At 34.4% G+C, this 18797-nt stretch carries 22 protein-coding genes and 1 pseudogene; 19 read left to right on the top strand and 4 right to left on the bottom strand.

Annotated features, from left to right (window positions below; all coding sequences use genetic code 11):
- The first annotated feature begins 2 nt into the window (after positions 1-2).
- From KD050_RS07800 to KD050_RS07755, 10 genes are all read left to right on the top strand, one after another.
- Positions 3-221, top strand: coding sequence for a hypothetical protein (locus tag KD050_RS07800; protein WP_211895622.1), 219 nt, complete (start codon positions 3-5; stop codon positions 219-221).
- 130 nt (positions 222-351) lie between these two features.
- Complete coding sequence (locus tag KD050_RS07795; RefSeq protein ID WP_211895621.1) at positions 352-777, top strand: hypothetical protein; 426 nt, start codon at positions 352-354, stop codon at positions 775-777.
- A gap of 7 nt (positions 778-784) precedes the next feature.
- The gene (locus tag KD050_RS21510) at positions 785-1198 is read left to right on the top strand and encodes a MauE/DoxX family redox-associated membrane protein (protein ID WP_211895620.1); all 414 of its coding nucleotides are present in this window, start codon (positions 785-787) and stop codon (positions 1196-1198) included.
- Positions 1199-1238: 40 nt separating this feature from the next.
- The gene (locus tag KD050_RS07785; protein WP_211895619.1) at positions 1239-1772 is read left to right on the top strand and encodes a MauE/DoxX family redox-associated membrane protein; all 534 of its coding nucleotides are present in this window, start codon (positions 1239-1241) and stop codon (positions 1770-1772) included.
- A gap of 2 nt (positions 1773-1774) precedes the next feature.
- Positions 1775-2314 (top strand): hypothetical protein, encoded by a 540-nt coding sequence (locus tag KD050_RS07780; protein WP_211895618.1) that lies wholly within the window; start codon positions 1775-1777, stop codon positions 2312-2314.
- Entirely contained in the window at positions 2298-4130 is a 1833-nt protein-coding gene (locus KD050_RS07775; RefSeq protein ID WP_211895617.1) for an ABC transporter ATP-binding protein, read from the top strand. Before KD050_RS07780 ends, KD050_RS07775 begins: the two co-directional genes overlap by 17 nt.
- A gap of 29 nt (positions 4131-4159) precedes the next feature.
- A complete protein-coding gene (locus tag KD050_RS07770) occupies positions 4160-4921 on the top strand; it encodes an ABC transporter ATP-binding protein (RefSeq protein ID WP_211895616.1) in 762 nt (253 codons plus the stop codon).
- Between the two features lie 6 nt (positions 4922-4927).
- Complete coding sequence (locus tag KD050_RS07765; RefSeq protein ID WP_211895615.1) at positions 4928-7495, top strand: ABC transporter permease; 2568 nt, start codon at positions 4928-4930, stop codon at positions 7493-7495.
- 641 nt (positions 7496-8136) lie between these two features.
- The gene (locus KD050_RS07760; RefSeq protein ID WP_211895614.1) at positions 8137-8577 is read left to right on the top strand and encodes an Lrp/AsnC family transcriptional regulator; all 441 of its coding nucleotides are present in this window, start codon (positions 8137-8139) and stop codon (positions 8575-8577) included.
- Between the two features lie 11 nt (positions 8578-8588).
- A complete protein-coding gene (locus tag KD050_RS07755; RefSeq protein WP_211895613.1) occupies positions 8589-9248 on the top strand; it encodes a LysE/ArgO family amino acid transporter in 660 nt (219 codons plus the stop codon).
- A 24-nt stretch (positions 9249-9272) separates the two neighbouring features.
- Here the strand turns inward: KD050_RS07755 and KD050_RS07750 are convergent, their stop codons facing one another.
- Both KD050_RS07750 and KD050_RS07745 read right to left on the bottom strand, forming a co-directional pair.
- Entirely contained in the window at positions 9273-9803 is a 531-nt protein-coding gene (locus tag KD050_RS07750; protein ID WP_370627194.1) for a dihydrofolate reductase family protein, read from the bottom strand.
- Positions 9804-9854: 51 nt separating this feature from the next.
- Positions 9855-10487, bottom strand: a complete 633-nt coding sequence (locus KD050_RS07745) for a TetR/AcrR family transcriptional regulator (protein WP_211895611.1) — start codon at positions 10485-10487, stop codon at positions 9855-9857.
- Positions 10488-10601: 114 nt separating this feature from the next.
- On the opposite strand from KD050_RS07745, the gene KD050_RS07740 reads away from it, so the two are divergent.
- From KD050_RS07740 to KD050_RS21505, 5 genes and pseudogenes are all read left to right on the top strand, one after another.
- On the top strand, positions 10602-11351 hold the full coding sequence (locus tag KD050_RS07740; protein WP_211896240.1) for an SDR family NAD(P)-dependent oxidoreductase: 750 nt from the start codon (positions 10602-10604) through the stop codon (positions 11349-11351).
- Between the two features lie 95 nt (positions 11352-11446).
- A pseudogene (locus tag KD050_RS21260) lies at positions 11447-11581 on the top strand (CoA pyrophosphatase); the annotation flags it as partial.
- Between the two features lie 123 nt (positions 11582-11704).
- Positions 11705-12538, top strand: a complete 834-nt coding sequence (locus KD050_RS07735; RefSeq protein ID WP_211895610.1) for an alpha/beta fold hydrolase — start codon at positions 11705-11707, stop codon at positions 12536-12538.
- A 272-nt stretch (positions 12539-12810) separates the two neighbouring features.
- The gene (locus KD050_RS07730; protein ID WP_211895609.1) at positions 12811-12969 is read left to right on the top strand and encodes a hypothetical protein; all 159 of its coding nucleotides are present in this window, start codon (positions 12811-12813) and stop codon (positions 12967-12969) included.
- Positions 12970-13285: 316 nt separating this feature from the next.
- Positions 13286-13411: an HRDC domain-containing protein gene (locus tag KD050_RS21505; RefSeq protein WP_370627224.1), complete on the top strand. Its 126-nt coding sequence runs from the start codon at positions 13286-13288 to the stop codon at positions 13409-13411.
- 141 nt (positions 13412-13552) lie between these two features.
- Here KD050_RS21505 and KD050_RS07720 read toward each other — a convergent pair whose 3' ends face one another.
- Positions 13553-13879 carry a nucleoside triphosphate pyrophosphohydrolase gene (locus KD050_RS07720; protein ID WP_211895607.1) on the bottom strand — a complete coding sequence of 109 codons (327 nt, stop codon included), beginning with the start codon at positions 13877-13879 and terminating at the stop codon, positions 13553-13555.
- 182 nt (positions 13880-14061) lie between these two features.
- Between KD050_RS07720 and KD050_RS07715 the strand changes: the two genes are divergently transcribed.
- On the top strand, positions 14062-15216 hold the full coding sequence (locus KD050_RS07715) for a TerD family protein (RefSeq protein WP_211895606.1): 1155 nt from the start codon (positions 14062-14064) through the stop codon (positions 15214-15216).
- Between the two features lie 37 nt (positions 15217-15253).
- Positions 15254-15985: an MBL fold metallo-hydrolase gene (locus KD050_RS07710; RefSeq protein WP_211895605.1), complete on the top strand. Its 732-nt coding sequence runs from the start codon at positions 15254-15256 to the stop codon at positions 15983-15985.
- Positions 15986-16119: 134 nt separating this feature from the next.
- Here the strand turns inward: KD050_RS07710 and KD050_RS07705 are convergent, their stop codons facing one another.
- Positions 16120-16707 carry a hypothetical protein gene (locus KD050_RS07705; protein WP_211895604.1) on the bottom strand — a complete coding sequence of 196 codons (588 nt, stop codon included), beginning with the start codon at positions 16705-16707 and terminating at the stop codon, positions 16120-16122.
- Positions 16708-16828: 121 nt separating this feature from the next.
- On the opposite strand from KD050_RS07705, the gene splB reads away from it, so the two are divergent.
- Both splB and KD050_RS07695 read left to right on the top strand, forming a co-directional pair.
- Entirely contained in the window at positions 16829-17857 is a 1029-nt protein-coding gene (gene splB / locus KD050_RS07700; RefSeq protein ID WP_211895603.1) for a spore photoproduct lyase, read from the top strand.
- A 204-nt stretch (positions 17858-18061) separates the two neighbouring features.
- Positions 18062-18739 carry an ankyrin repeat domain-containing protein gene (locus KD050_RS07695; RefSeq protein ID WP_370627223.1) on the top strand — a complete coding sequence of 226 codons (678 nt, stop codon included), beginning with the start codon at positions 18062-18064 and terminating at the stop codon, positions 18737-18739.
- The last annotated feature ends 58 nt before the right edge of the window (positions 18740-18797 follow it).

Below are 18797 nucleotides of genomic sequence, written 5' to 3'. Positions count from 1 at the left end.
TTATGAACTATGCAATACCTACTATTATTGAATTTGGAGCTTCTACAGATGTAATACAAGGAACTTGTGGTTGGGGAGGAGAAAATGCATTTTTAGATAAGACTGGTTATTTTAACCAAGCTTATAAAAAATGTAATTCACTTACGGGAAATTGCAATTGGTCAGATAAATGTAGTAACAGCGCTATAAGTGACGCATGTAGTTCAGATAATGACTGTTAATATTGCACTACTTCTAATAGATAAAAAATAAATTAACTAACTAATAAATATAACCATGCTAGTTTAATATAATATTCCAACACTACTCTTTTAATAAAGAGTAGTGTTGGTGTTTAGGAGAGATCGAGAAATGGTACTTTATATAACAATTATCATTGCTGTCTTGATTGCAATTAGTATAAATAAAGAAATTCAAAAATCTGAAGAATTCGTAAGAGGTTTACCAAGTAAAGGAGATTTAATCGATCAAACTAATAACTATACCGGCTATGTTTTATGTGTTGATCTAAGTACAACTAACAAAGTATATAAGAAAGTAGAGAAATTACTTTCTATTTTTAAAGGCTTTGGAGAGGACATAATTGTTATGGAAGGAGAAATGGTTACATCTGAAAATTTCGAGATTTCGAAAAGGTTAAGCATCGAATTTTTTCCAACTCTGATCTTTATGTTAAATGGAAAAAACATATCAGGAAATTTTGAGTTGAATTTGTCTGATCCTAACCATATTGATTCTGTTAAGGAATTTGTTAGCCAGTGGAAAAGGGAGGTATAGTCTAAAGGTGATAGGTTATATACAACTAGTTATAGTATTTTTTATTGCTTTAATTTATTACAAAAGCGGGATACAGAAGTTTAGAAATCCAATTAGTTTTTCGAGAATTGTTAAGCAGTATAGTAATAAATTTACAACAAAGGTTGCCCATAAGTTAACGATTATAATTGTTACAACTGAACTAATGAGTAGTTTATGGATGTTAATTCCGCATACTAGAGTGGTTGGATTAATAACGGGAATTGTATTACAGGTGATATTCTTGACCGTAATGATCACTAATTATGGAAGACATTTTGAAAATGGCTGTGGATGTTTTAAGTTAAATGCACCTTCTGTAATTACGTATAGACATATCTTAATGAATGTAAGCATTCTCTTCTTTTTGGTGGTTGCATGGAAACTAACAGATAATAATTAATTTCTCATAAAACAAGGAGATTTTCAAGGAGGTTAAGATAGTGGAGTTTTTTGCTCTTTCAGCATCAGTCACGATCGGAATCATTTTAATTTTAGCTTCGGTTTCTAAACTCTTTAATCTAAAGGGGTTTATTTTTGTTATAAGGTTACTTAATTTATTTAGCCGAAATTTATCTATTCTAATCGGGATCTTAGTCCCTGTAATTGAATTAACTTTGGGTTTGTGTTTTATATTTGGGATATATATTAAATTGGCAGCTGCTTTTTCTTTTTTTCTATTTATTGTATTCATCCTTTTAAATTTATATGCAATTAATACAGGTAAGGATATTTCTTGTAATTGCTATGGAAAATTGTTAAATACACAAATGGGGATTGGTGGAGTATTACACAATTTAATACTAGCACCATGTAGTTTAATTGTTTTGATTTGGGGAGATATGACTCTTTTCCAATTTAATGCGGAAATTAATCTAATAGATATATTTATATATATATTATTACCTTCATTTGTATTGATTTATACTTGCCTTACTGTATATAAAATAAATTTTACATATTTAAAAGGTCTTTAACGATGGATATGATGACAGGTCATCTCTTATCCCTTTGGCTAATTATTATTATTCAAAGTCTTGTAATATTCTATGTCATAAAAGTCGTTAAGAAAGTCTCTGAAGATGCTAATGGATTACCTCCCGGTAATAAATTCCCGAATATATTAAACTCTAATAACTTAGTAAATAAGGAGCCTCTTCCAGATATTCTTTTTAAGAATAATGACAATGTCTATTTTTTTGTTATTGAGGAAGAGTGTAAGTTTTGCAGAGAAATAATTCCTACAGTGGATTACTATAAACGTACAAATGCGCATGTGAACATAAAATTCCTTGTCATTGGCACTGATGTGTCTGCAAAAAGATTATTGAGCGTATCTAAGCATAAGTTTGATTATTGGTTAATACATCCGGAAAATGTAGTTAAACGCCTAAAAGTAAGATCCTTTCCTTTTGCTTTTGTCGTTCAAAAGGATAACTTTATCATAAAGCGTTCGACCATAAACTCTAAAAACTTTCAGAGATTTATGAGTAGCGAGGTGAGTGAGATTGCCCAATAACCTCGGATTATCTAACTATAAAATATTCAGTAGACTATTCAAATTAATATGGAAAAATAAAAAACGTCCTTTTATAATTTGGATGACTATTATTATTGTGAGTTCAGGATTTCCAGCACTTCAAATCATGCTACAAAAATTATCTGTAGATAGTATTGCTAGTTTAAACAAAGAGGTACAAACAATATATTATATTTTTTTTATTATAAGTCTAATGTATATTTCTATTTTTGTAAGCAGTATATTGAACGAAATAGCAAGTTTTTTGAGCTTATTAATTAAAGAAGACATTGATTTTAAATTGAAAACGGCTTTAATAGAAAAGACAATAGATTTGCCTATGTCAGAATTCGAAAGTGCAGAAATGTATAATCGAGTTAGTCTTGCAAAAGAAGCAGTCAATCAGAACCCTATAGAACTAATTAATAAATTCTTTACACTTGGACAAAAAATATTATCCCTCCTAGGAATAATGGTTTTAGTCACAGTGATTCATTGGTCGATGCCCATTATTTTAATATGTTCCTCCTTACCCGGGGTAATATTATTACTAATTATGAAGAAAAAACGATATAAATTAAGTGTAAACACAACAGAATATTCAAGAGCGATGGATTATTCGTATCGTTTGATGTTAAAAAGAGAGTCGGCAAAAGAGATAAGAATATTTAATTTACAACATTATTTAGTTTCCAAGTGGGCAAGTTTATTTCAAACGGTAAGAAATTTGCTTGTTAAACAATATAAGCGAGAAAGTTTTACAAGAATATTAGCTATGTTCTTTCTACAGATAACTGCAGTTACAGCTGCTTTTGTTATCGTGTTACAGATTTCAAAAGGGGACTTAACTGTAGGGGATTATGTTGCTCTAATGGGTTCTGTTATTATGATACAAAGTACTTTAGGAGGGATAGGAGAAGACTTAGGCGGGATATTTGAATCGTTTTTATATTCTAGAAATTTATTTAACTTTTTAGATGACGAAAATAATCAAAAGAGAAATACTAAATTGAAACAATACCCTTCTGAAGGATTTTCTTCTTTAAGAGTAGAAAATTTGAGTTTTAAATATTCTCATGAGGAACGTTACGTGTTAAAAAATCTGAATTTTGAAATTAAAAAAGGAGAAACAATAGCAATTGTGGGAGAAAATGGTGCGGGGAAAACTACTCTTATTAATTGTTTGTTAGGTTTATATTCTCCAACACAAGGGAGCATAAAGTTAGATAATCTTAATATTAATGATATAGACCCAGGGGCTTTTAAAAAAAATGTATCAGTGGTATTTCAAGACTTTATCAAATACGCATATACCTTAAGAGAAAATGTGGCATTTGGAAATTTAGAGAAAATGAGTGATACTGAAACTATTAAAAAGATGCTTAGAAAAGTAAATCTTTTAGATATACTGGAACAATTATCGAAGAATATAGACACAACGTTAGGAAGAGAATTTCAAGGAGGCCAAGAATTATCCGGAGGCCAATGGCAAAGAATAGCAATCGCTCGAGCTTTTTTAAAGGATGCAGAAATATTAGTGTTTGATGAACCTACTTCCGCATTGGACCCGAATGCAGAACTTGAAATTTTTAATTGTTTTGAAGAATTAGCCAAAGGAAAAACTAGCTTTATGATATCTCATAGACTCGGACCGACAAGGAGTGCTGATAAAATAATTGTACTAGAAAAAGGAAAAATTGTTGAGCAGGGGTCATATGATGAATTAATGGAAAAAGATGGTACGTATGCTAAAATGTATAGGAAACAATCTAAATGGTATGAAAACACAAACAAAAATATTGAGTTGTTAATCTAACATAAACTCTTAATTGGAGGAAAAAACAAGTGACAGATATTTTAGCAGCTTACAACGTTATTAAAGAGTTTAAAGAAGCAGGTAGGACAGTAAGGGTACTGGATAATTTAAATATTGAATTAAAAAAAGGGGAATTCGTGATTATCATGGGCCCAAGTGGTTCGGGAAAATCAACTCTCTTAAATGTAATAGGAGGATTAGAAAAGCCAGATGCAGGTGAGTTTTATATTAATGGAAACCGAATAAGTAATTTTCACCAAGAACCTCAATCATCCAAATTTAGAAGAGAAAATTTAGGCTTTGTCTTTCAATTTTTTAATTTGATGTCTGCATTTAATGTGGAAGAAAATGTAAAACTACCATTGTTATTTACCGGTGAATCAAAGGCCGATATTAAAAGAAAAACGGAAAAATTATTGAATTTAGTCGGACTTGAGCACAAAAAGAAGGAATATATATTTCAATTATCTGGTGGACAACAACAAAGAGTAGCTATTGCACGAGCTTTTATTAACAATCCTTCTATCTTGTTGGCTGATGAGCCAACTGGGAATTTAGATTCAAAAGCATCAAAAGAGATTTTGGAATTGTTTGTTACAATGAAAAAAACTCTCCAACAATCAATCATAATGGTAACCCACGATCCATATGTGGCTACTTACGGAGATCGTGTGTTAATTTTTAATGATGGTAAAATATTACAAGAGTATAAAAATGATAAATCTCTTGATAAAGAGAAAGAAGCATCTTTAATTCGTAAAAAAGTAGACCTTTCTATAAAGGAAGTGTGATTTAGTATGTTATTTAAATTGGCATTGAAAATTATTAAGTTCAGAAAGAAATCATACCTTTTCACAATTATTGGAATTGGATTTGGAGTCGGTTTGCTAATAAGTTCTAATTTTCTTTTTAGTCAATTAGAAAAATCGACGGAAATAGAGATTATTGACAAGTACGGAGAAGCAGATCTAAGAATAGGATATAGACAAGGAAAATTGCTTACTGCTAAAGAAGCGGAAATAGTTTCTAATGGAAATTATTTTGTATCTACATCCCAGGTTATAACGAACCCTCAACAATTTTCCTCATCCTTTGACAGTGCGCAACATAACAAGTATTTCATAGCTGTTGATAATCATTATTTGTCTAAACAAATTTATAATTATAATACATCGATCGATTTGGACGAGGTAATTCTTACCCAGAGATTGGCAACCAATTTAAATGCAAAACTTGGCGAAGTAGTAACCATCCCTCTTAATGATCAACGTTCTCTGAAAAAAAAGGTAAAAGAGGTGATTCCTAATATAGAAGATTCTTCGGCCCCAGATATAATATTATTTAATATCGATTCAGTTAAGGACGAAATGGGTATTGTTGGGGCTTCGAATTTGATATTTGCAAAATTAAATCCTGAAGTAGATGCTCAGGAAGCTATAACATATTTAAGAAATAATATTGACCAGGATTTGGTCATTGATGTAGTGGCTGAATTTGATGAAGTAAAGAAAAATGTTTACAATATGAAGTTATTGACCGTGGGTTTAGGAGTACTTATTGTTATATTAAGTGGACTTTTATTTTTAAATAATTTTCAGTTAGCTTTGCGTTCAAGGGATAAAGAAATAGCCACTATGCGAATGATTGGAGCTAATAAAAAACACATATTAAAGCTTATCATGAGTGAAGCTTTAATAATTAACAGTATAGGTGTTTTTCTGGGGGTTCTTTTATCCATAGTTTTTTCGTTAGGATTTAAGCCATTACTTGAGTCCAACTTTAATTTAGCGATAAATCCCTTTAATTTTAATCTTGGGATATTAATTTTGATTTGCTTCACTTGCTGGTTGTTCATAACGGTTTTATCTTTTGTTCCTGCTTTGCAAGCGATTAAAATTTCTCCACTTCAGGCTTATAGGAAATCTAATTATTCAAGAATAAATCCAAAAAAATGGAAGAAAGTATTATTTATACTATTTATTGTGACAGGTACTCTATTCCTAATAATAGAGAGTGTTTTGGCGGGTATTAATGCAGAGTCTAGAACATCTTTATTAGGGTTGGTAGGTAGTCTCATCTTTGCTATGGGATTATTAATGTGTATTACATATATTATTCCAAGTATCATAAGGTTCTTCCAACCGGTGTTGGTAATGCTAGGAGGAAATGAATCTATCATATCTCTAAAGAACTTTAAAGCTGAAAGAAATCAAAATACAAAAGTCATACAGATTATGGCTATATCTATAAGCCTATCTATTCTAATACCATCTGTTCTGCAGTTACTAAAGTCAGAGATGGAACAAAATGCAGCAAAGATTTATACAACGGATATTGTTGCTTCCAGTAATAAATTTATTAACAGTACGCTCCCAGAAGGAATTATGGAAGAAGTCTATGGAATTCAGGGAATAAAAAGAGCAATTCCTATTAGTACTTTAAACAATTTATTGTTATATAACTTTGATTTCAGTATGGGTGAACAAGAATGGTTAAAAGGCAAGAATGAGCTAATTTATGCTAAACAAAAAATAACTGAAAAAGAAATTCTACCATTTGTTTACACGGATATTTCAGCTCTTCAACAGCAAGGAATAATCGATGAAGAAAGTGAATATACAGTAAACTCGATAATATTCACTAAAAAAACTGCGAAACACTTAGGCGTTAAGGTTGGAGATATTATTACCCTTGGTAATCCTCCTTTTACTAATGGGCACGGGATAATGGGAGAGGTAAAAGTGGCTTCAGTTATTCCTTATATACCGGGTGATGGTGCTGAGGAGGGTGTTATTATAGATCGTAATAATCCTATCATTGAAGAAAGAGATATTAGTATACGTTCAATTTTGATAGATACTGAAGAAAATATGAAACCAATTATTTTTGAAAAATTGGAGAGTATGAATAATGAATATCCTGAATTATATTGGAGTAGCTTGGAAGAGGAACTTTCATCCATCGATAAACAAATAAATGAAAGGTTTATGTTGTTATGGATTATTCTATCTATAACAATCATTATTGCTCTTTTTGGAGTTATGAATGCCTTGAATGCAAATATCCAAAGTAATAGACGTGAATATGCTATTTTAAGGGCAATTTCTCTTGAACCATCCCAAATAAGTAAAGTTATTTATATAAATTCATTTATATTTAATTTGATTGGAATCATATTTGGAATAGTGATGGGCATAGTCCTAACATATGGTATATCATTATCCTTAAACACTAGTTTCTATGTATCTTTTAATAGTGCTTGGATTGTTATTATATTAATGTTTGTTCTAACGCAAATAATATCTATACCTATTTCTACTTTTATCAGAAAGAAGTCGATTTTATCTGAGTTGCATAATGAATAGAAATTATTCTGAAATCCACAATATAAAATGGGATTTGTTTCCTTTTCTATATTGTGTTTTTTTATTACGTTTTCACTAATTTTATTAGTGAAATCCAAACATGCCATAGCTGTTTCCATTTGTACACTTACAACCCCTCTCTCCAATACTTTCAATAGAAAGTTGTTCTAAGTAGCAGTCATTCCGTTTTTTGTAGTTCTGACTAATGCTTAAATTCTAACTCCTCTATTATTAATCTTACAATCCTATCCCACTAGCCGCATTATCCTCAAAAATAGTTCCATGTTTAATATAGCGTTGAGGGAACTTGATTGTTTAAGTCTAGTTTGACGCATAATTTGAAGTTCACTTTTCCCTGCTTTCGCCGCAGTCGATAAGTAGGAGATAACTGCCCGTAAAAGCCCGAGTGGTTCAACTAACAATCAGTGGTTTGTTTTGTAATGTGCTAGCTCAGGGTGAGGTAATTTAGAATGACCTAAAAATATTAGGATTTTTATATAAATTATACAATTGAACTTAAATATAAATAACGATAAACTGGATAAAACTTTATTTTTTATCGAATTACTCAATAATCATTTATTATTTTAAATAAATTTCATATAATAGTTTAAAATATGATTTCGAAGGGGGATTGGAATATGGATATTATTGATGCGAAAATTCTAGAGACTTTAAAGCACAATGGAAGGTCTACAGCTTCTGAAATTAGCAAAAAAGTAAATCTGTCTATACCTGCTGTATCAGAACGAATCAAAAAATTAGAAGAAGCAAACGTCATTGAGCAATATACAGTTAAGATAAACCGTGAAAAAATGGGATACAAATTGCTAGCAATTGTATTTGTAAATATCGATCATGCTGCCAATATTCAACACTTCAGAAAAACGATTATTCATTTTTCCGAAGTGATTGAATGCCACCATCTGGCAGGTGCATATGATTATATGTTAAAAGTATTATTAGAAGATACCGGCAAGTTAGAGATTTTTCTAAATGAAAAGTTAAAATCCATTCAAGGGGTCCAGAAATCCAACACATTGATTGTTTTGTCTACTTTAAAAGAAATATCAAACAGGTAGGAGAATAGCAGATGATTTGGAAAGGAATTCGATTTGGAATGTTTCTGCAGATCGCTGTAGGACCTATCTGCATTTTTATATTTCAGACTGCAGCTACATCTGGTTTTTTAGTAGCGGAAACGGGTGTGTTGGGGGTAGCCATGATTGATTGCTTATTTATACTTGCAGCAATTTTTGGAATAGGGAAGATACTGAATAAGCATCGGAAATTGAAAGAAATCATTCGTTACTTTGGAGCAACAGTCCTTGTTGTGTTTGGTTTAAGTAGTATAGCAGGAGGTTTTCGGTTATCGATCATCCCAAGCTTTAACTTTCTCTCTCAACAAAGTATAGAAACTGTATTTTGGAAAACGCTTGTTTTAACTCTCTCCAATCCATTAACGATTCTTTTTTGGGCGGGTGTTTTTGCAACGAAGCTAGTGCAAGAAAACATTAAGCAGAAGGATATATATTCTTTTGGACTAGGTGCAGTGTTATCAACCCTCATTTTTCTTACGTTTATTTCAATATTAGGAAGCTTTCTAACTATTTTTTTAGACCCAGTTGTTCTGAAAGTATTAAATGTAATTGTTGGAATAATGTTGGTGATCTTTGGAATACGTACAGCGTGGGGACAAAATTATGACCAATTAGATTCCCGTGAAATAACAGAGGACAAGACAAGTGAATAAGCTTCACTGTCTTGTCCTTTTTGCTTATCTATTTACTTCATAACGCAACTCGGCGAATTGATTAAAACGATTGATGCTTTTTAAGGTAAGCTCTAGTACAAAGTCAACTTCTTTAAACAAAGGAATTCCTTTTCCGATTAACACAGGAGACACTGTAATAATCAGCTCATCCACTAATTTTGCATTGATAAACGAGTGTATTAGATCTCCACCACCCATTACCCAGATATTTTTACCTTCTTTGTTTTTCAATTGATTCGTAAAGTTGACTACATCTCCACTGAAGAATTTGACGTTCTCATTATCCTCACTGAGGGTTCTTGAGAAAACATAGCATTCCTTACCCTCATAGGGGAAGCTTTCCAATTCTTGTTCTAGAAGCCAGTCATACGTGCGTCTGCCCATAATTACCGTATCTACTGTGCCGTAGAAGTCAGAATATCCATTATCTCCTTCACCATCCACCTTAAATAACCACTCTAGAGAGTCATCCTCCGTCGCGATATACCCATCTAAGCTTGTCGCAATGAACATTACGATTTTTCTTTGATTCATCATAAGCCTCCTATTGTTAGTTTAATATGTAAATTTCTAGAGAAACCAGCATTAAACAGGTCGTACATATGATAAGAGAATGTCTTTTAATACACGTCGTTGAATTAGTGGATCTATATCTTCCTCAAGAAAAGAAATAGGTGCTTTCAATATGACATTATTTACGAAAGTCCCAAAAGTATTAATGATAGTTATGAGGGTTTCTTTGATGGATAGATCCGTTCGAATGGATCCATCAGTTTTACCATCTTCAATAATTGGAATAAGGCTATTACTAATTTGTTTTTGGATTTCTATATAGTCTTCAATGTCTGGTAATGGCTCTTTTGTAAAAGAAGCGTAGCTTTCAAAAGCTTCCCGAAACTTGGAAGAGTTACTCTCATCTTGATCTTCAAGCAAGTAGACTAACACATCCTCCAACCGTTCATATGCCGTCTTAGGTGAGGATGCAATCTGTTCGAATGCAGGCAGTATTCTTTCAAGGTTTTGAATAGCAACAGCAACAATAAGTTTATCTTTTTTAGGGAAATACCGAAAAACTGTGGCGATTCCGACTTCTGCTTCTTTAGCTACATCTTGCATTTGGACGCTATCTAATCCAAGTTCAAGAAATAAGCGCTCAGCTGCGGAGACGATATGTTGATAACGTGTAGATTTATTTTGTTCCCGAACACTTAGTGGCATTGGATAACCTCCTTTATTTTTTTATTATACATCGTTTAAGTTTGCATCTGTCCATTTTCAGGAGTAAAATAAATGATAGTTAGACTATCAAAATATAATCATGAGGTGAATAAAATGAGATTAACAGGCAAAGTAGCGGTAATTACAGGAGCAGGAAGCGGAATGGGAGAAGCGGAAGCACTTATGTTTGCAAGAGAGGGTGCTAAAGTTGTTTTAACAGACATCAATTTTGAAGCAACAGAAGCAGTAGTCGCACAGATCAAAGAAGCTGGTGGAGAAGCGATTGCTATCAAACATAATGTTGCTTCTAAAGAAGACTGGGAAAACGTTTATAACAAAACAATTGAAGCATTTTGCAAATTAGACATTCTAGTAAACAATGCAGGAATCTCATTATCTAAGGATTTCATGGAGCAGACAGAAGAAGACTGGGCACGTACATATGCCATCAATATCAACGGTACGATGCTTGGTATGCAACTTGCGATTCCTTTGATGGAGAAAAATGAAGGTGGTTCGATCGTGAACATTTCTTCCATCTCTGCATTAACTGGGATGGCTGGAGCAGGAGCTTACACAGCTTCTAAAGGTGCTGTTCGTTCAATAACAAAAGCAGCAGCTGTTGACTACGGTAAGAAAAATATCCGTGTTAACTCCGTACACCCAGGCTATATCGTCACACCAATGAGTGCTCCACATATGGAACATCCGGATTACAAGAACTATTTCTTGTCTCAAATTGCCCTGCCGAATCTTGGAAAAGCCGAAGAAGTGGCTTCAGCGGTATTGTTCCTAGCATCAGACGAAGCAAGCCATATCACAGGTATCGAGTTACCGGTGGATGGTGGAGTTACAGCGAAATAAAAAGGTAAAAGCTATAAGATTAATAATGAGCTTGTGGAAGTGATAATGTCACTTTCTCAAGCTTTTTTGTGTGTGACACAGGGAGCGTATTTAATGAAAAGATCGTGAATGGCGATAAATACCAATGGAGAACGCATGCGATAGAGTAATGGTTTTATGATTTTGAAAAATATACAATATGGGGTTTAACCGCTAGGATATTAAAACTTTTTATAGAGACGATTAAGTAAGTAGATAGTTATTAGGAAATGTGAAAATGGAATTTTTATTACAGTATTCGAATATGGTGTATATAACGAAGAGTGGACAAGAATTCTATTATTGCTGCTCTTACGATAAGGGGGGGCTAGTTGATGACAGTGTCGGAAAGAAATTATGTGGAAGTAGATCCAGGTGTAGAATTATATGTTCAAGATGTAGGAAGTGGAGACCCTATTGTTTTCATCCCTGGCTTTACATTTACAACCGAAGTGTTTAGCCATCAAGTCGAACATTTCGCCAAAACAAACCGAGTAATTGTTATCGATCCAAGAAGTCATGGTCGTTCATCTATTGCGTTACAAGGGAATGATTATGTAACACACGGAACGGATTTGGCAAAGGTACTCAATGCATTACAATTAAAGAACGTTACACTAGCAGGCTGGTCGTTCGGGTGCTTAACAGTTTGGGAGTATCTTAAACAGAACGGCTATGACAATGTAAAATCACTTATTTTCATTGACATGTCACCAAAGGCATTGTCGACAAACGATGTAGAAGATTGGGTGGAAGGTCCCCTTAATGATATTGGGGCCATCTATAACACTTACTTACGTAATCCAGCAGGACAACGGGAATTTATGAAGGCATATACAACAAGCGTCATGGTACAACGTGATGTAAGCGAGGGCGAGTTGAATTGGCTAGTAGAGCAATCCTTAAAAACGCCCTATTATATTGCTGCGAATTTATTTGCTTCGGGCATGTTCTCTGATTATCGTGAAGAAGCGAGAACAGCTAGTGAAACAGTACCAACATTGACGATTGTTGCAGAACATTGGTCAACTACAGCAGTTGAATTTACACAAAACGTTTCTCCAAAATCCTCTATAGAAGTACTCGGCGGGCACTTGATGTTCTGGGAGCATAGTAAGCGATTTAACGAGCTGGTAGATCGGTTTTTGTCTGAAAAAATGTCCCTCTGAGGCATCCACGAAATAATAGGTTTCTCACGGGGGAAAATGATTTTGGCATTGTAGACACATCACTTTCTGAAAATTATCCTATTAAACTTATTGCTCAAAATTTTTGTCCTACAAGATAGATAAAGGATAACTATACAGCCATATTCTTACGCAAAAGGCTGTATTTTTTTGTGGAGGAAATGCTCGAATCATTAAGTTTTTAAAGAAAAATGTTAGAAGTGAATTTTTTAGGGAAAAGAAATAATGAAAAGATTATTAGGAAGGTGAATGTGATGAAAAAAGAGTCAAATCATGAAAAGGAATTCTCAAATCAAAAAGATCTAACAGTTGAGCAAGGAAAGCCCAATGAGTTAAGTGACGAACAAAAAGAAGAACTTCAAGTGAAAGATGGCCAAAATGATCATCATGTGGATGAACGCGGCGGAAATTAAGTCTAGAAAGATAATATGATGAAATCCGAGACTTCATGTGGCGCACAGACCTTAAAAATAAGACAGATAAAAACACCTTTCGTTAAAAGCAGGTATACAATACCTAAATCATTAATGCGGAGGTGTTTTTTCTATGGGGACAAAACTTTTGTGAGGTTTTTATTTTTATGAGTTTCTTTCAGTGGAAGGCTTTTCAAAATGCGAATCCAACAGAGTTTTGAATTTTTGACTTGTATCTATCTTCAAAAAGCTGCCAAGAGACAAATTCGGCAGCTTTTTTACTTTATGTGCCAACTTGTAAAGAAAGTCCCACGAAATTGTTTTAAAACAACCTATAACTTTGATAGAACTATCAACAATAAGAGGTATTGGTGATAAAAAGATAGAGGAGTTTGGGCACGATATTATTGAAGTTATTCAGAGACAGGGTTCGAAAGATTGAATAGTAAATCGGTTCTTGTCCATGTGCTAGAAACAGTCGTGTTAGTTCGAACAAACATGAATATTTAAACATTCGTGTTTGTTTGCTACACAGGGACAAGCAGTCGAGTCTTGAATTAGATTCAAAGTAATAAGTCGTTACTTATTCTTCCTCCACCTCTATTAAATAAATACCTCCCTCAAACCCACCGCGTTTTTCTTTCTTAGCAATGCGAATTGTCTCTAGGTCTTCATAAGTTGCTTCGTGAATTGGAAGGGCTGCATGGATTAGCTCCAAAATGTCGGCTAGTTCCTCTAGGGCATCTTGGTGATTCATCGTTTCTTGGAATTCCTGTACTTCTTCATATAGTTTTTTCTTTATTTCTGTTAAGTGTTCGGAAGGATCTAGCGTACGTGTAGTGAACTTGCTCCCTGATTTTTCGATGACTTGTGGTATTAGGTCGCGTACTAGTTTGTTGTAAACTGGCATTGGACATCCTCCTTTTTCTCTTATTATAGAGAAAATTAGAATTATTTGAAAGGAGGGTTCTATTGAAGGAGTCTAATCTGGTTGTCACAGTTAATTGAATAAAATTAAAAAGATTTCAGAAGATAAAGAAAAAACATGGCGCATTTTGTATAATGGAGGTACTAATCTTAAGGGGTGTTTTCATGCAGATACAACGTGGACAGAAGGTTAAATTAGAAAATATAACCCAACTCGAATGTTTTGTTCGATGGTCGACACCGAAAAAGGAAATGGAACTAGATATTTCTTCATTTTTATTGCAGGCTGGCAACCGCTGTGAAAAAGATGAACATTTTATCTTTTATGGCCAACCGAATAGTCCTGATAAATCAGTTAGCTATGCAAAACAAACATCTTTAGATGGTTCGATTACTATTCAATTGAATGCAGTGCCAGAAACAATTGAAAAAATAGCTATTGCCTTGACTATTCATGAAGGGGACGCACAAAATTTGCGTTTTCAAGAAGTAGAAAAATTAGAGCTTATTATAAGAGATGCTGTAACAGGAACTATTTTATACAATTATTCATTTGGTGATGACTTACAACAGGAGACAGCGATAGTTGTTGGTGAGCTGTATAGGCATCAAGGACAGTGGAAATTTAATGTGATCGGTAGTGGATTTAATGGAGGGTTAGAGGCATTATGCTTAAATTATGGTTTAGAGATTGAAGAAAGCGAGAGTAGTATACAGAATGATCTTCCTCTTCCTATAGAAGAACCTATTAAACAAAAGCCAAACCTTGAGAAGATGAATATTAATCTGAAGAAAAAGGAATCAATATCTATCGCTAAGTCCAATAAAATTGTAGCGACTTTGGAGTGGGCAAATCCTAAAAAAGATTTAGATTTATACTGCTTTTATGTATTGAAAAATGGTGATACCGGAAAAGTTTATTATCGTTCAATGGGGAATGCAAATCGTGAGCCATTTATTACTCTAGATGGTGATAGTCGAGTTGCAGGGAAAGAGACCATTGTGATTCATGATCCTTCCAAATTGAAATATGTACTGTTTGCGTCTTATAGTGCAGTTAGCAATGGCATTGGTAGCTTTAAAAGTATGAAGGCGCAGGCTGTCGTTGACAACCAACTGGGTCAACGGATAACTAGCCCATTATATGAGAAAAATCGTTTAGCCTACTGGGTAGCAATAGCGCATATTGATTTTACAGATGCTGAGAATATGAATGTCAGTCACGTAGAGAGGTATTCAAAATCTGGTTCTGAACGTTCACCAGAGCTATATGTTGATGGTTTATTTGAGATGGATCAAGGAGTAATAGAGTTTAAATAAGAATTATCGAATGGATTCATAGAAAGAGGCTAAACATATGGAGTGTAGAGTAATTGGTATGTGGGGAGGATTCCCTAAAAAGAATGGCCCTTGTTCGGGGTATTTAATTCAGCATGAGGGGTTTTCGTTATTAGTTGATTGTGGAAGTGGTGTCTTATCGGAATTACAAAATTATATAGAGTTAAATGATATAAATCATGTCATTTTAACTCATTATCATTATGATCATTTCAGTGATATTGGAGCGTATTTATTTTCTAGGTTGGTGAATACTCAGTTAGGTAGAGCAGTTGAAGAATTATGTGTTTATGGACCAGAAGACGAGGGGATGCGAAAGCAGGTGGAGGCTGTTGCTTATTCCCGATTTACTTCTTTTAACGAAAAGAGTCAGTTTGAAATCGGACCATTCACCTGTACATTTATGAGGAATATTCATCCAGTGGAAACGTATAGTATAAAAATTGTATGTGACAACAAAAGTATTGTATTTACATCTGACACTAGTTTTACACATGATTTAATTTCATTTGCAGCTAATAGCGATCTTCTGATAACGGAATGTAGTCTGTATGAAGGAATGGACGGAGTAGGTTCGGGACATATGACGTCCAAGGATGCAGGAATACTAGCATATCAATCAAAAGTAAAGAGGGTGTTATTAACACATCTTCCACACTACGGTGATTTGAACGATTTAGTAGTTAGTGCAAAAAAACAAGGAAACCCAAACATTGAGTTAGCAGAGTCAGGAATGTTAATAGAATTATAATAGCTGATAGAATGAATGCTCTTTGAAGTATTTGTTCTACCAGCTTTTTGTTTGTTTAAACAAACGAGATTACTAAAACATTCCTGTTTGTTTGCTACACAGGGACGAAAAAAGAAGCGATGAGGGCACTTCTTTTAGATAGGATTTGATTTCTCATTCTGCTTCCTCACCATTTTTAGGCACACGATGTATATAGTTATTAATGGATATAGGATTATTGTAAATGGTAAGGATATGAAGCTTAATGTGGAAACAATAGATACTGCGAGCAAGAGTTTATCCTTCTTGGTCTTCCACTGGATTAGTCCTTTAATACCTAGTACCGTCATGGAAAGTAATATACCCAAAAGCGTTGGAAAAATTACGATGAAAATGAAGCCAGCGTAATGTGAACTTACCCCTGGAAACAGAAGCGTGAAAAGATAACTAGTATTATCTATTTCTGGCTCTGGGAATAGCTTGTAAAAGAGTGGTATAACTATTAATAAAAAGTTATATAAAAAGAATACGAGTAAGGATTGGAATAATATCATGTTCTCGCTAGTCTTTGCTCGTAATCCGCAAATTGAGATGAATACAATTATTGTCAACGAGATGAAGAGCATGATTAATAGAAAAACAGTCATAGCTTCACCAACTTTCGTTTTTTGAATAGCAGTTTCTATTAGTCTAGCAGAAGTAGCAAACAGTTTCATTGTCAATGCTGTCTGTGTAAGAAACATTCATTTTTACACAGGGCAAACAATTAAGTCCACTTTCATAATTCCTCACTTTTAAGACAAGCTATATAAAAAGGGAAAGGTGATCGAATGGATAATAATTATGGATTGGGTAGTTCGCAGTATGAATAAACCCTTCACACCACAGCTTGTTTATTTTGAACCGAATGCACTTGATTATCCACTTGGAAAAGAACTGAAGGAAAAGTTCGAGAAAATGGGGATTGAAACGCGCTTTACGACTTCGCATAATCAAATCCGCGATTTGCCGGGTGATACGGACGCTCAAAAATATCGTATCGCAAAATCTACCTTAGTCGTAGGCATTCGAAAAACGTTAAAATTCGATACGTCCAAGCCTTCAGCCGAGTATGCAATCCCTCTTGCAACAGGGTGTATGGGGCATTGTCATTATTGTTATTTGCAAACGACGATGGGCAGTAAACCGTATATTCGAACTTACGTAAACGTGGAGGAGATTTTCGAAGCGGCCGATCGCTACATCGAAGAACGTGCACCAGAGATTACCCGGTTTGAAGCTGCTTGTACATCCGATATTGTGGGAATTGATCATTTGACGCATTCATTAAAAAGAGCAATTGAACATATTGGCCAAACAGAGCTAGGTAGGCTACGTTTTGTGACGAAATTCCATTTTGTCGACCATTTACTGGATGCCAAGCATAATGGAAATACGCGATTCCGATTTAGCGTAAACGCTGACTATGTCATTAAAAATTTCGAGCCCGGCACTTCTCCTCTAGATAAAAGAATCGAGGCTGCAGGGAAAGTGGCAAGAGCGGGCTACCCACTAGGTTTTATCGTTGCTCCCATTTACCTTCATGATGGCTGGGAGGAAGGCTACCGCCACATGTTTGAACGACTTGATGCAGAATTGCCGCAGGATTCAAGAGATGATATTACATTTGAATTCATTCAACATCGCTTTACGAAGCCCGCGAAAAAAGTGATTGAAAAGAACTACCCGAAGACAAAATTGGAGTTAGATGAAGAAAAAAGACGCTACAAATGGGGCAAGTATGGAATTGGTAAGTATATTTACCAAAAGGACGAAGAGGATGAAATAAAGTCTCATTTATACGGCTATATGGAAAAGTACTTTCCGAATGCGAAGTTAGAATATTTTACCTGAGCAATCAAAAAAGCGTAAAGGCCCCGGGGGAACTTGGTCTTTACGCTTTTTCTTGACGGATTGAATCAACCGTCACCATTGCTGTCCCTGTGTAAGAAACTTTCGTGTTAGTTTGATACACAGGGACAAGCAATGGAATTTCATTGTCTCCATTAGCGGAAGTTAGTATGATGGGGGTTAGAATAAATTAAGTTGTGGGAGGATATTATGCAGAGGTTGTTCATATTAATTGGGCTAATTTTTATCCTTCAAGGCTGTATGGTGATGAATGTAGGAGAGGATGAGACGATGCAGGAGCGATTATTTGAGGCTGTAGAAGAAAAAGAGTTTGATAAAGTTAAAGAGTTACTTGATAACGGTGTAGATATCAATGCGCAGGATCCACAAGGTAGAACGGGGATAATGATTGCTACTTACGCGAATGACGTGGAAATGGTAAAGCTATTAATAGATGCCGGTGCAGATGTGGATATTCAGGATGATATGCTTAATAATCCGTTTCTTTATGCAGGGGCAGAGGGGTATATGGATATATTAAAGTTAATGATTTCAGCTGGAGCGGATCCAACGATTACGAATCGATATGGAGGAGTTGCACTCATTCCTGCCTCTGAACATGGGTATGTAGAGGTAGTCGAAGAGCTATTGACGAATACAAAGACTGACGTAAATCATGTAAATAATCTAGGGTGGACTGCTTTACTCGAGGCGATTATTTTAAATGATGGTTCTGAAAAACAGCAGCAAACAGTTCGTTTATTAATCGAGCATGGTGCAAACGTAAATCTTGCGGATAAGGATAGTGTAACTCCGCTAGCGCATGCTAGGGAAAAGGGATTTAAAGAAATAGAAGCAATTTTGTTGGAAGCAGGAGCTAAATAATGTACGCAAGGAAACGACTGTTCAGAAGCAGTCGTTTTTATTTTGCAGTGTGTCAGAC

The sequence above is a fragment of the Psychrobacillus sp. INOP01 genome (assembly GCF_018140925.1).
Lineage (GTDB): Bacteria > Bacillota > Bacilli > Bacillales_A > Planococcaceae > Psychrobacillus.
This window is presented reverse-complemented; position numbering and strand designations above follow the sequence as displayed.